Annotated in this window: 14 protein-coding genes and 1 pseudogene; 14 read left to right on the top strand and 1 reads right to left on the bottom strand. The window is 37.0% G+C overall.

The genetic code is table 11. From position 1 onward, the window contains the following. The first annotated feature begins 108 nt into the window (after positions 1-108). The 14 genes and pseudogenes from EV203_RS04515 (at position 109) to EV203_RS04450 (ending at position 12,381) form a co-directional block, all read left to right on the top strand. Positions 109-294, top strand: a complete 186-nt coding sequence (locus EV203_RS04515; protein WP_011026259.1) for a helix-turn-helix domain-containing protein — start codon at positions 109-111, stop codon at positions 292-294. A gap of 250 nt (positions 295-544) precedes the next feature. After that, the gene (locus tag EV203_RS04510) at positions 545-907 is read left to right on the top strand and encodes a DUF6514 family protein (protein WP_011026258.1); all 363 of its coding nucleotides are present in this window, start codon (positions 545-547) and stop codon (positions 905-907) included. Between the two features lie 89 nt (positions 908-996). Next, on the top strand, positions 997-1,380 hold the full coding sequence (acpS, locus tag EV203_RS04505; protein ID WP_043884095.1) for a holo-ACP synthase: 384 nt from the start codon (positions 997-999) through the stop codon (positions 1,378-1,380). After that, entirely contained in the window at positions 1,377-2,915 is a 1,539-nt protein-coding gene (locus tag EV203_RS04500) for an NAD(P)H-hydrate dehydratase (protein WP_132039345.1), read from the top strand. The genes acpS and EV203_RS04500 overlap by 4 nt, the downstream gene beginning before the upstream one ends. A gap of 39 nt (positions 2,916-2,954) precedes the next feature. Then, complete coding sequence (locus tag EV203_RS04495) at positions 2,955-3,554, top strand: LolA family protein (protein WP_243700578.1); 600 nt, start codon at positions 2,955-2,957, stop codon at positions 3,552-3,554. 18 nt (positions 3,555-3,572) lie between these two features. Beyond that, positions 3,573-4,739, top strand: a complete 1,167-nt coding sequence (gene alr / locus EV203_RS04490; RefSeq protein WP_009610648.1) for an alanine racemase — start codon at positions 3,573-3,575, stop codon at positions 4,737-4,739. An 88-nt stretch (positions 4,740-4,827) separates the two neighbouring features. After that, positions 4,828-5,103, top strand: a complete 276-nt coding sequence (locus EV203_RS04485; protein ID WP_011026253.1) for a CopG family ribbon-helix-helix protein — start codon at positions 4,828-4,830, stop codon at positions 5,101-5,103. A 2-nt stretch (positions 5,104-5,105) separates the two neighbouring features. After that, positions 5,106-5,456: a type II toxin-antitoxin system PemK/MazF family toxin gene (locus EV203_RS04480; RefSeq protein WP_031314082.1), complete on the top strand. Its 351-nt coding sequence runs from the start codon at positions 5,106-5,108 to the stop codon at positions 5,454-5,456. Positions 5,457-5,557: 101 nt separating this feature from the next. After that, positions 5,558-7,570, top strand: coding sequence for a DUF5693 family protein (locus EV203_RS04475; RefSeq protein ID WP_132039343.1), 2,013 nt, complete (start codon positions 5,558-5,560; stop codon positions 7,568-7,570). Between the two features lies 1 nt (position 7,571). After that, complete coding sequence (gene csaB, locus EV203_RS04470) at positions 7,572-8,651, top strand: polysaccharide pyruvyl transferase CsaB (protein WP_009610643.1); 1,080 nt, start codon at positions 7,572-7,574, stop codon at positions 8,649-8,651. Between the two features lie 12 nt (positions 8,652-8,663). Then, positions 8,664-9,398, top strand: a complete 735-nt coding sequence (locus tag EV203_RS04465; RefSeq protein ID WP_009610644.1) for a WecB/TagA/CpsF family glycosyltransferase — start codon at positions 8,664-8,666, stop codon at positions 9,396-9,398. 73 nt (positions 9,399-9,471) lie between these two features. Beyond that, positions 9,472-9,970: pseudogene (locus EV203_RS04460) on the top strand (IS607 family transposase). Then, the gene (locus tag EV203_RS04455; RefSeq protein ID WP_132039341.1) at positions 9,951-11,387 is read left to right on the top strand and encodes an IS200/IS605 family accessory protein TnpB-related protein; all 1,437 of its coding nucleotides are present in this window, start codon (positions 9,951-9,953) and stop codon (positions 11,385-11,387) included. The pseudogene EV203_RS04460 and the gene EV203_RS04455 overlap by 20 nt, the downstream one beginning before the upstream one ends. Positions 11,388-11,532: 145 nt before the next feature. Further along, complete coding sequence (locus tag EV203_RS04450) at positions 11,533-12,381, top strand: YitT family protein (RefSeq protein WP_009610656.1); 849 nt, start codon at positions 11,533-11,535, stop codon at positions 12,379-12,381. Positions 12,382-12,412: 31 nt separating this feature from the next. Here EV203_RS04450 and EV203_RS04445 read toward each other — a convergent pair whose 3' ends face one another. Next, complete coding sequence (locus tag EV203_RS04445) at positions 12,413-12,931, bottom strand: ferredoxin domain-containing protein (protein WP_009610651.1); 519 nt, start codon at positions 12,929-12,931, stop codon at positions 12,413-12,415. Positions 12,932-12,944 lie beyond the last annotated feature (13 nt).

Genomic DNA, 12,944 nt, shown 5'->3' with positions numbered 1-12,944 from the left:
CAATTTCGCAATTCAGATATATATTTAATGTAGTGTTAATTCTTAATCATAATTAATTTTATCACAAATATTTTGACTTTTACACTGTTCTTTCAAGGGGGTGAAAAAGTGAAAAAGAGAAAGCTTACCGAGTTTGGAAAGCTAGTAAATGATAGATTAGCAGAGCTTAACATGACGCAAAAGGAACTTTCACAGCTTATAGGGACGAGTGAGCCGTATCTTAGCATGATCTTAAGAGGAGCAAGGTCAGGCAAGAAGTACAAAGAAAAGATAAAAAAGATATTAAAACTCTAAAAAATTTTTTCGACATTTTTGATTACATATTTGGATGTAAATAAGATTTTTTCCAATATTCGACTTTATAAAAAGAGGTATAAAAGCAAAAGACAGTCTGACAATTGGCTATTGGCGTAAAAAAGAGATATATTCTGTCGATAAAAAATTTTCGAAAAAATAAAGGATTTTTTAGAAAAAAATAGAATATAATAATATGGATTGTGAGTTAAGAATTAATCCTAAAAAATAAGGCGGAGGGGGTAGTAAAATGTATTACAGGAAAGTGAACGGGTACATATCGACAAGGGAGGCTGAGGACAGGACTATTTTTACACGTTATTCAGTGATTGTGTCTGAAGTAGAGGTTTTTAACGGAAAAGAACAAGTGAAATTGCCGTCTTACGGCATTGAAGTTCTAGAGGAGGTTTTTGAAGGAGAAAAAAGGGTGGAAGTGGTAGAGGAAAAAGTAGCCAATGTAAGTCCTTACTTTGAAAAAGTGGACAAGCTGGCTCAGTTGTTTAAAGAGATGCAGGTTTCTCCAATTCACCTGCCGGAGATTTTGGACGATATGTGGGAGGACTTGATTAGAGATTACGACATACAGGTAAAATTGCACAAGGTGGCGATTTAAAAAAAGGTGTTACGCCTTCTTTTTTTTTGAAGGAATTTGCGAAATAAAGGAGAATAATATTATTGGAGATTTACTGTTGGAGGGATGAGATGGAAATTTTTGTTGGAACAGACATAATGGAAGTAGAAAGGATAAAAAAAATATTGGAGAAAAGGCCGCATTTTCTTGAAAGAATTTTTACGGAAAAGGAAAGGGAGCTTTTAAGGAAAAAGAAAAACCCATGGCCCCACTTAGCAGGATTTTTTTCAGCAAAAGAGAGCGTTTCAAAAGTTTTGGGGACGGGGATAAGAGGATTTAGTTGGCAGGACATAGAGATAATACACAATGAGTACGGTAAGCCCGAAGTCGTACTAAAAGGAAAGGCTAAGGCTATAGCAGCAGAAAAAGGGATAAAAGAGATAAAATTGTCCATTTCTCATACCTCTGATTATGCGGTGAGCGTTGCTATTGCAGTAGGAGGTGAAAACAGTTGATAGTGTTAACATCGCAACAGATGAGGGAAGTTGACAGGATAGCTATAGAAAAGATGGGGATTCCTTCTATATGCTTGATGGAAAATGCTGGAAAAGAAGTGGCCTGTGAAGTGAAACGGGTGATGGAGGAAAATGGATTAAGCAGTGCAGTTGTGATCGCAGGGAGAGGGAATAATGGTGGAGATGGCTATGTAGTAGCTAGGAATCTTTATAATTGGGGGATAGACGTAAAAGTATTTGTGATAGGAAGCATTGGTTCAATTTCCGGAGATGCGAGAGTTAACCTTGAAGCTATACGGAATCTGGGAATCTATGTAGCTGAAGTGACGCAAAAAGAGCATTTGAAGTTTTTAGAAAAGACCCTCAAAGATTCTGATTTAGTTGTGGATGCTATCTATGGTACAGGGTTAAGAGGAGAAGTCACTGGGCTTGCAAAAGAAGTAATAGAGCTTATAAACCAGTCAGAGAAGTTTGTGGTAGCAGTAGATATCCCTTCAGGGCTTAATGCTGATACTGGGAGAGTAGAGGGAGCTGCTGTAAAGGCTCGTATTACTATCACCATGCACTTTTTAAAGCCTGGCCTTTTAATATATCCTGGAATTGAATATGCTGGAGAGGTAAAAATTGCCGATATAGGGATTCCTTCTCGTCTTGCTGCAGAGGTCAGACCATCGTATCACTATGTTGTTCCCCAGGATGTGGCTCTAAAGAGCAGAAACCCGGATACGCACAAGGGAGATTACGGAAAAGTCCTTATAGTTGCTGGGTCGAGAAGTATGACCGGGGCAGCTTTTATGGCAGCTAAAAGCGCTGTTAAGACAGGCAGTGGCCTTGTGCGATTAACTGTGCCTTTAAGCATCCAACCTGTTATTCAAAGTGCCCTATATGAAGCTATAATTTATGGTCTTAATGAAGAGGGAGGAGTTATTTCTTATAAGTCTTTATCTCAGATACTTGAACTTATAGAACAGAGCGATGCTGTAGCTATTGGCCCAGGATTGACTCATGAGGGAGAGGTTTCTAAGCTTATAGAAGATGTTATAAGAAATACGGAAAAGCCATTGGTGCTGGATGCTGATGCTTTAAATGCGCTGGTAGGGCGATTGGAGGTGGTAAAAGGCAAGAGAGTGATCCTGACACCTCATTACGGAGAGATGGCAAGACTTACTGGTCTTAAAATTGAAGATATAAAAAACAACATATTTGAAGTGGCAAGGTCTTTTGTGAGGAGATATGAGGTTACACTCGTGCTAAAGGGTGCTAGAACTGTAATAGCTACTCGGGATGGGAGCATATATATAAATAGCACTGGAAATGCTGGAATGGCAACAGGAGGAAGTGGAGATGTGCTGACAGGCATGATTGTTTCTCTTTTGGGGCAGGGCTTTGAAGAGGAAAAAGCAGCAGTTTATGGGGTATTTTATCATGGGAAAGCAGGGGATGTAGCGAAAAAGTCAAAAGGCGAATATGGGATGACAGCAGTGGATATACTAGAGAGTATTCCTGAGGCGTTAAGTGAAGGTTTAAAAGGGTGATAGGTATTGAAAAAAAGGGCATTTGTGCTAATTTTGCTTATGTTATTTTTACTTGCCTCCTGTTCAAGAGAAGAAAAGAAGATAAGAGACCCTTTTGAGAGCATAAAGAGTAAACTTTCAAAAATGGAGAGCTATACTGCAGAGGCTACAGTAGAGTTATATTACAACAAATTTGATACCAGTTTTACTGTATTTCAATTTTACAGCAAAGGGAAATTTCGGCTAGAAGTTTTTGAAAAAGAAGAACAGCCGGACAAGATTGTGGTGTACGATGGCAAAAGAAGCTACGTATATTTTAGAAAAGTGGACCAGATTTTTGTAGCAGAAAATGAAAAAGAAATTCCTCTTTTTTCAATGATTTCGTCTTTTGCAAAAAATTATTTTGAAGCGGGAGGGGAGATAGAGAAAAAGGTTTTAGACAACTCTTACTTAGTTACAGTTCCTATACCAGAAAGAAATGTCGTTATGTACAAAGAGGAGATGATTTTTTCAAAAAAAGATTTAATACCTGTGGAGCTGCGTATTTTTGATATAAACAATGAGCTTTTTGCTAAAATTACCTATAAGGATTTTCAGTATAATCTTAAGCTTCAGGATGACCTGTTTTCTGAAGGAACGATTAAAGAGTCGATGAGATGAACAAGAGGGGGATTTTTGATGTTTGATGAGATAAGGCCCACAAGGGTAGAGGTAAATTTGGACAGTATAGTCCATAATTTTAGGGAAATAAAGAGGGTGGTTGGAGATAGGGTTAAAGTGATGGGGGTTGTAAAGGCCAATGCGTATGGCCATGGGGCGTATCACGTTGCGAAAGCATTAGTAGAAAATGGTGTTGATTATCTTGCTGTTGCTACAGTAGAAGAGGCATTGGAATTGAGAAGCTACGGGATTACTGCCCCTGTCCTAATTTTGGGTTATACCCCTTTAAGCCAGGCAGGAGAGGCTGTGGAGAAAGATGTGACTTTTACCGCCTTTGATTTAAAGTATGTAAAGGAGTTAGGGGAAATAGCCAGTAGGAAAGGAAAAAAAGCAAAAATTCATGTAAAAATTGATACAGGGATGGGACGGATAGGGTATACTGATTTTGATTTAGCAGAAAGAGAAATTGAAGAGATGTCAAAGCTTGAAGGGATTGAATTGGAAGGCATATTTAGTCATTTTGCTACTTCCGACGAAAAAGATAAGGACTATGCGAGGGAACAGTTTGAAAGATTTGCGGATATGCTAAAGCGTTTAGAAAAAAGAGGAGTAAATATCACTTTGAAGCATATTGCTAACAGCGGAGCTATAACTGATTTAAATTATGCATATCTTGACATGGTAAGGCCCGGAATAACTCTTTACGGCAGTTACCCTTCTGATGATGTTAATAAAATTTTAGACTTAAGACCTGCCATGAACTTTAAGACCAAAATAGTCTACATAAAAGAAGTGCCGGAAAATACTTCTATAAGCTATGGAAGAACTTTTATAACTAAAAGGCCTAGCAAAATAGCTACTCTACCGATAGGATATGCGGATGGACTCAACAGACTTCTTTCAAATAACCATGAAGTGCTGGTTAGAGGTAAATATGTGCCGATAGTAGGTAGAGTATGCATGGACCAGACCATGATAGATGTGACAGAAGTAGAGGGAGTAGAGGTAGGAGACGAGGTGGTCATATTTGGAGAGCAGGAAGGAAAGAGGATAACGGCAGATGATATAGCTAAAAAACTTCGCACTATTCCTCACGAAGTATATTGTGGAATATCTAGAAGGGTACCTAGAATATATATTTACAGAGGAGAAGTTTTCGATGTAAAAAATTATTTAAAAATTTAACTTTTATAGTATAAAATTTACAAATCGTTGACATCATATATATGGTGGTATATAATGAATTATATAGGTGCGTAAGGAGGTCCTGAAAGTGGGCGAAACAAAGCGGATTCTCGTCAGTTTGCCTCAAAGCCTGCTGGAAGAAGTTGATGTTCTTGCCGCTATGGAAAACAGAAATCGCAGTGAGTTTATAAGGGAAGCGATGAAATTGTATATACGTGAGAGGAAAAAAGCGCAGATACGAGAAAGCATGAAAAAGGGTTATATGGAGATGGCAGCTATAAATTCTGAACTTGCGGAAATGGGCCTAACCGCAGAAAATGAATGTTTTGCAGGTTATGAAATGAAACTGAAAAAGTGTGATTGATTATGGTAGTGAAAAGAGGAGACTTATTTTATGCCGATTTAAGCCCTGTGATAGGCTCTGAACAGGGTGGAATTCGGCCTGTACTTATAATTCAAAATGATATAGGGAATAAGTATAGTCCCACTGTGATCGTAGCGGCAATAACATCACAGATCAATAAAGCAAAGCTGCCCACCCATGTAGAGATAAATGGGGCTGAATATGGCCTTCAGAAAGATTCTGTGATTCTTTTGGAACAGATAAGGACTATTGATAAAAAGCGTTTGAGGGAGAAAATAGGACATCTTGATCAGGAAATGATGGAAAAGGTCAATGAGGCTTTACAAATAAGCTTGGGATTGATTGATTTTTAGGGGAACTTGCTCCATTCAAGTTCCTCTTTTTTTGTTGTTGTGATATAATATGAATGGTCATGTATTTATCCTTTCCGTTAAGAGAAAAGGGGAGTGGAAACTTGAATCTTAAAAGGATGCTTATTTTCACAATAATTTTTTCTTTAATTGTATCTTTAATAGTAGATTTTGGAAGAATGAAGGCTGAAAATGAATACGATACCGTAGAATTTGTGGGGGATTTGAAAAGCCTTAAAGATTTTGCTTCTTTTACGGGAGAAGATTTAAAGTCTATATTGACTAAAATGAAGGAAGCAGGTATGGATGGAGTCGCTGTGAATGAAGTGACTCTGGAGAGCCTCCAGCAGGCAGGGAAAATATCTGTAAGCCTCTTAAAAGATGTTGAAAATCTATATCTTCTTTCTGGCAATCTGGGAAATTTGGCTTTAGAGGACTACCTCAAGGGACTTTCAACTAAAGATATAGAAAAGTATAGCAATTACATTGTAGTGAGTACAAAAAATGCAAATACTTTTAAGTTTTTAAAAGAAGCTTTAACTAAAAGAGTGTCACCGAAAGACTTAATAATCCTTTCAAAAGGGAATGATTTTGCTTTTATAATAAACAAGCCTAAAGAGGTATTTGTGACAAAGGGTTTGGGATTTGATGAAAATGAGCTTTTTTACATAAAATCCCTTGGTTTTGACTTAATACCTCGCGTTGAAAATTTCACGGGAATAAAGGATAGGGATATAACAGAATATGTAAGTATTTTAAAAAAATACGGAGTTAGAACGGTTATTTTCAACGGGACAGATGTGCTTGGAAATCCAGAGAAAATTTCGTATGCAGCTTCACTGTTCAAGGAAAACGGGATAAATGTGGGGATTATTGATGTTCCCATGGGCAAAAAGCTGCAGGAAGGTATGAGTAAATTTGCAAAATTTACCGGTTATAGGGGTATAAAGGTATACGGCCTTTCAGAAAAGGAGACTCAAAAATACGATTGGGAAGAAATTGTAAGTAAATGGTTTAGAGGTATCATAGAGAGGAATGTGAGAATTATATATGTGAGAGCTAAGATAGATGATTCTAAAAGCCATCAATACAATATTAAAGAGAATATAGCGATGATTAAGGATGCTACTGACTACATAAAAAGAGCAGGTTTGAAAGTTGGCATTGCCAAGCCACTTCCTGAAGTGCATCAAGGGAAATTCATGGAAGTTCTTATCAGCTTGGGAGTTGTTGCAGCTGGGCTTTTAATTCTAGAATTATTTGGTGTGAGTAGAAGGGTATTAGCGATCTTAGGGATAATAGGTGTAATTGGCGTTTCAGGGATTTTGATGAGCAGATTCAACGATTTGGGTGTAAAAACAGTTGCTTTGGCTTATTCTATAGTATTTCCCTCTTTAGGGATAGCTTATTATGTAAACAGGTTGGATGAGTTTTTAAAAGGGAAAGGAGAAAATAATTTTGTTTGGCATGCTTTAAAGATATTTTTTATTTCCCTTGCGATATCCTTTGCTGGAGCTTTGTCCATAGGAGCTATAATGGCAGACAGCAAGTACATGTTAAAAATTGACTATTTTAGAGGTGTGAAATTTTCATTTATACTACCGCTTATATTCTATGTTTTTTACTACATATGGAGAGTGTATGAGACTCACAATTTTAAGGCTTTCTGGAGCAAAATTAAGGAGTTTTTAGATTTGGACTTGAAAGTATGGCATGTGATGGCTTTTGTGATAGCTGCGGTAGCAGGAATTCTCTACATATCTAGAACTGGCAATGAGCCAATAATAAAACCTACTGAACTTGAGCTTAAATTCAGAGACTTTCTTGAACATACTCTAATTGCTAGGCCTCGCACAAAAGAATTTTTAATCGGAGACCCTGCGCTTTTAATTGGCCTTTACACTGCTTTGAAAAAATTCAATGGCTGGGCTTTTGTAGCAGGACTTTTGGGCTCTATTGGTATTTTGTCCATAACCAATACCTTCAGTCATGTGGAAAGTGTGCTTATCATCGCTATAAAGAGGACTTTGTTTGCATGGGTTCTGGGGGCTTTAATTGGATTGATTGGCATCTGGCTGTTAAGCAAGATTTTAAAAAATACAAAAAAGGAGTATTGATATGAAAGCTGTTATATCAGGGTATTACGGGTTTGACAACATAGGTGACGAAGCAGTTTTGAAATGCATTGTGTATGGGTTAAAGCAAAGAGGGGTAGAGGATATAACAGTTCTGTCTAATAAACCTATCGAAACCAGCAGGAAGTACAAAGTCAAAGCTGCGAACAGAAATTCTCTTAAAGAGATTTTCCGGGCAATAAAAAGAGCAGACGTAGTGTTAAGCGGTGGTGGAAGTCTTATCCAGGATAAAACTAGTAGCAGAAGTCTGTGGTATTATCTTGGGATAATGATATTGGGCAAACTTTTAAGGAAGAAAGTGTATGTAGTAGGGCAGGGAATAGGTCCTGTAGAGAAAAAATTTGATAGATGGCTTGCTAGTATTGTTTTGAATAAAGTAGATGGGATAACAGTGAGAGATCAGCTCTCTTATGAGTTTTTGCTGAAGGAATTAGGGATTAAAAGGGAAGTTGAAATTGCAGCTGATTTTGCGATAAATTTTCCTCTTGAAGAAGTTGACGACAGGGTGTTTGAAAAAATTCTTGAAAAAGAGGGAATAGACCTTCTTTCTCAAGAATACCTTTTGATATGCCCAAGGGAATGGGGGAATTTCGAGCTTTCAAGAGTAGAACTGGCGAGGGCGGCAGATTTCATATCGGAGGAATACGGATACAGAATCGTTTTTTTGCCTTTTTATCATGAAGATATAGAAGAAAGCGACAGGATTGCCACTTACATGAAAATGCCTTCTGATATTTTAACAGAAAAGTATGATGTAGAAGAAATTCTGGCTATTATAAAAAGGAGCGAGTTTTTAATCGGCATAAGGCTTCATTCTCTGATTTTCGCTTTTATATCGCTAGTTCCTTTTGTAGGAATATCTTATGACCCAAAAATAGACGGTTTTCTTCATTCTATAGGAGAAAAGAGCGTAGGGGATGTAAATTCATTTACAGCAGAGTCTATTTTAGAAAGAGTGGGGGACATTTTGAAAAACAGAGAAGATTACGTGAAAAAGATGGCTGATTATCTGGAGGAATTAAAGAAAAAAGCAGAAATGAATTTTGAAATACTGTTTAAGTGAAGGTGTAATAATATGGATAAGTTGTATATATTTGGAGTACCAATACATAGGGTTACAATGAACGAAGCAGTTGAAATTTTAAAAGGTTATCTTAAAGAGGATAGGATTCACATAGTGGCAACTCCTAATGCAGAGATCATAATGATGGCTCAGAAGGACGAAGAGTATAAAAAAATCTTGAATGAGACTAACCTTAATGTGCCAGATGGCAGTGGAGTAGTGTTTGCTTCAAAGGTCTTCAATAAGCCTTTAAAAGAGAGGGTTGCTGGTTTTGACCTGATGATGGAATTTGTAAAATGGGCATCTCATAAAGATGTTTCGATATATCTTTTAGGAGCAAAACCGGAAGTTGTTGAAAAAGCACAAAGTAATTTAAAAAATCTTTACCCTTCTCTTAAAATAGTTGGATTTCATCACGGTTATTTTAATGAAAAAGAAGAAGAAAACATCATTGAAGACATAAATAAAAGGGCTGCACAGGTGCTTTTTGTGGCATTAGGAGCTCCTAAGCAGGAGAAGTGGATATATAAAAATAAGGAGAAGCTTAAAGTGAAGATAGCCATGGGGGTTGGAGGAAGCTTTGATGTTATTGCAGGCAAAGCAAAAAGAGCACCAGAAATTTATAGAAAGCTTGGACTTGAGTGGCTATACCGTCTGATACAAGAGCCCTGGCGCTATAAAAGGATGTCAGCACTTCCCAAATTTGCTTTTAAAGTGCTTTTAGCTAGATTAAAAGGAGATTTTTAAGCAAAGGAGGTTCAAAACAGTTGAAATTAATAGTAAAACAATTTTAATTAGATGATAATAAAAGTTACTAACTATAAAAAAAGTTAAAGAGTTATACGATATAAGTAGAATTAGATTAATAAATTGGGAAAAAGAAGGATTAATAACTCCAGTAAGAACACCAAAAGGGAGAAGAAGGTACAAGAAAGAGGATATAATGAAGTTATTAGGTATACTAGAAGAAAAACCAAAACCAAAAGTAGTTTTGTATGCAAGAGTATCTACAAATAAACAGGAAGAATATCTTAAGAATCAGATTAGAAGGCTAGAAGAATATGCCAATTCAAAAGGATGGCAGTATGAAGTTATATCCGAAATAGCAAGTGGAGTAAATGAAAATAGAAGGGGGTTATTAAAGTTTTTGAACAAGATAAAAAGAGGAGAAGTTGAAAAAGTTGTAATAGAATATCCTGATAGGCTAGTGAGATTTGGCTTTAAATACTTTAAATATCTTAATAGCAATAGTAACATCTTTCGCAGCAAGAATTTACGGACAAAGGGGCGATAAAAAACATGATAGTGATACAGGCTAAACTCATTTTTCTAAATCAAAAGGACAAGCAAACAGTATTAGACTTAATGAGAAGATGGTCTTCCTGCATGAGATATGCATATAAAAGGCTTCTAGAAGGCCATGACAGAAAAACGCTAAAAAGAGACCTTCAGGAACCTTTTGAGTTAAACTCAAGATATGTAGATGACGCAATAATGAAAGCAGGAAGCGTATTAGAATCCTCCAAGGAATTAGGGAATAATCCAAAGAAAGTCATTTTTGGAGGAAGAGACTTATTTAAAAAACTTCAAAATCGCCATATAAATGGGAAGGAATATCAAAAATTAAAAACAAAGTGGCAAGAAAAAAGAAAAGGAAATCTATATTCAAGAGGGGATAAGAGCAAAAAAGGAAATCTCAACACAAGGATAAAAGTAAAAGAAAATGGCACTTTCTTAAGGATAAACGTGGGAGAAAGAAAATATGTATATGCAAAAATAGAAGCGGGATGGAAAAAGAATAAAAACAGAGAAGAACTCCTTCAGAAAATTGCGGAATCAAATATACCCTACTCTGTAGAATTAAAACTTAAAAATGGCAATATATACGCCTATTTTGCTATAGAAGAAGAATATCCGAAAATAAAAATAACAACTGACAAAGGAGTCATAGGAATAGATGTAAATGCATATCCAGACAACATATCATGGGCAGAAGTAGATGAAAAAGGTAATTTAATAAGCTATGGGAATATACCAATGCCAGAACTATCAAGTGGCAGTAAAGACAAAAGAGAATACTTCAGATGGCAGTATGCTCATGAGATAGTAAAAATAGCAAAAGAGAAAAGAAAGGCAATAGTGATTGAAGAATTAGACATAAAAGAAAAAGGCAAAAGAGGAGACTTTTCAGGGAGGAAATCAAGAAGGATAAGGCACAGCTTTAGCTATAAATCCCTTCTTTCAAAAATAAAAACTCTGGCAAAAAGAGAAGGGATAGAAGTAATAGAAGTAGACCCTTCTTACACATCAATAATAGGCATGTTAAAATATTCTCCGCAGTACATGATAACAAAAGATATATCAGCAGCCTATGTAATAGCAAGAAGAGGGTTGGGCAAAGAAGAAAAAATACCGAATAACTATATAAACTTTCTCAACACATTGACTGTAGAAGAATTAGAAGAATTAAAAAAGCATGTAAAAAATACTGTCAAAAACAAGTATTTGAAGAAAAGGCACTTAAAAGAGATAAACAGAGCAATAAAATTTTTACAAAGCCTTGAGAGTGAGTCAGGAAAGGTGCTAAGACCTCTGTATGGAACAAGTTTTAGTGCCAATGATTTCTGGCAAGTTCTCAAGGTAGCGGTGGTAACACCACTCTCTCCTGAGAAGGTAAAAAGAGACTTCTCTACCCTGAAAGAATTACTAATTCAGGGTAAGTGGAGAGACCCTTAAGGGCGCAAGTTCCTGCTTCTTGGGGCAGGGGCTATGGCTTTCCCAAAAACCGCCTGCTGGGGCTGGGAAAGTCTGAAGGGCGGACTATAAATACCCCAGCTGTCTAAACTGTAGATTTTTGTACAGTTTGGGTAACCAGGAAAATATGAGGAAGATTACTGCAAAAAAAGTAATAATAGATTTTTTCTGGGTGACAGTAGGTACAATTCTTGTGGCCCTTTCTTTAGATTTATTTCTGGCGCCTAATAAGATTGCACCTGGAGGAGTTAGTGGCCTTGCAGTAGTATTGCAGCACTTGTTTGGATGGCCCATAGGAGCTGTGACCTTGGCTATTAATATTCCCCTTTTTTTAATTGCTACAAAAGTTTTAGGGACAGGGTTTGGAGCGAAAACCCTTTATTCTACGATTTTGCTGGGGGTTTCTATAGATGCTCTCGCTTTTTTGAAGCCTTTGACCCATGATACAATGCTGGCAGCAGTTTACGGCGGAATAATAATGGGGGTTGGACTTGGCATTGTCATAAAATATGGCGCTACTACTGGTGGCACTGACATGGCGGCAATGACTTTACACAAGTACATTCATTTTTTGAGCGTAGGAAGAATCTTACTCATCATAGACTTTATAATAATTACCATGGCAGGGATAGTTTTTAGCCCTGAGCTAGCTTTGTATGCTCTTGCTACAGAGTTTATCACTATCAAAGTAATTGACCTAATCCAGGAAGGCAGTGGGGACGAAAGAATAGCCATAATAATTTCTGACAAGTATGAGGAAATCACAAAGTCTATACTTGAGGAGATGGAAAGAGGTGTTACAGAGCTTAAAGGGAGAGGAGGATATTCCAAGCAAGAGAAAAATGTGCTGCTTTGTGTAGTTACCCGGAGAGAGGTTACTACACTGAGAAATTTGGTAAAAAGCATTGACCCCTCTGCTTTTGTAATACTCTCTACTGCCCATGAGGTGTTGGGTGAAGGGTTCAAAAATATGTGAGAAAAAATTCCCCTTTTCGAGAGGGGAATTTTTATCTGTCGAAATATATGTTTTTGCCTGTAGCAGAAAGAGGTATTCCCACTACAATTTCGCCTTCAATCATTTTAAGCCTTTTGGCGCTCACCCCAATTCTGTACATGATTCTGTTGTCCACATTTAAAATGCTTGCAGTTTTTACAGCAGAACCTATTGCTATTCCAAGGTCGATTAACCTCCAGGCGCATATGGGACCGTCAAATTCCGCGCCTTTTCTAAAATCTGGCATGTCGTTGCAAAAATCGTATCCGCAGGCTCCACAGTTTAAACCTACCTTTTGTGCGTTGCTTAAAGATATGAGCAGGACAGCGCCGGATTTTGCTACGTTATTTCCGTCCCTGTCAAAATTTCTTTTACCTGTCTCTTCACCGTATTTTATCATGTCTTCTGCAAGTCGAATCAAATCGTCTCCTGTTACAACTTTTGTTTTGATAAAATCTTTTCCTGTGGCTTTAGGAGCTGTTCGAGCTGATAAAGCCATTAAATGAGCAGCTAGTTCTATTACATCTACCATAGCCTTTTATTCC

Origin of the sequence: Caldanaerobacter subterraneus, assembly GCF_004345675.1 — a bacterium.
In the GTDB taxonomy this organism is placed as follows: domain Bacteria; phylum Bacillota; class Thermoanaerobacteria; order Thermoanaerobacterales; family Thermoanaerobacteraceae; genus Thermoanaerobacter; species Thermoanaerobacter subterraneus.
Note: the sequence above shows the minus strand (reverse complement) of the source record. Positions and strands in the feature narration are given on the sequence as shown.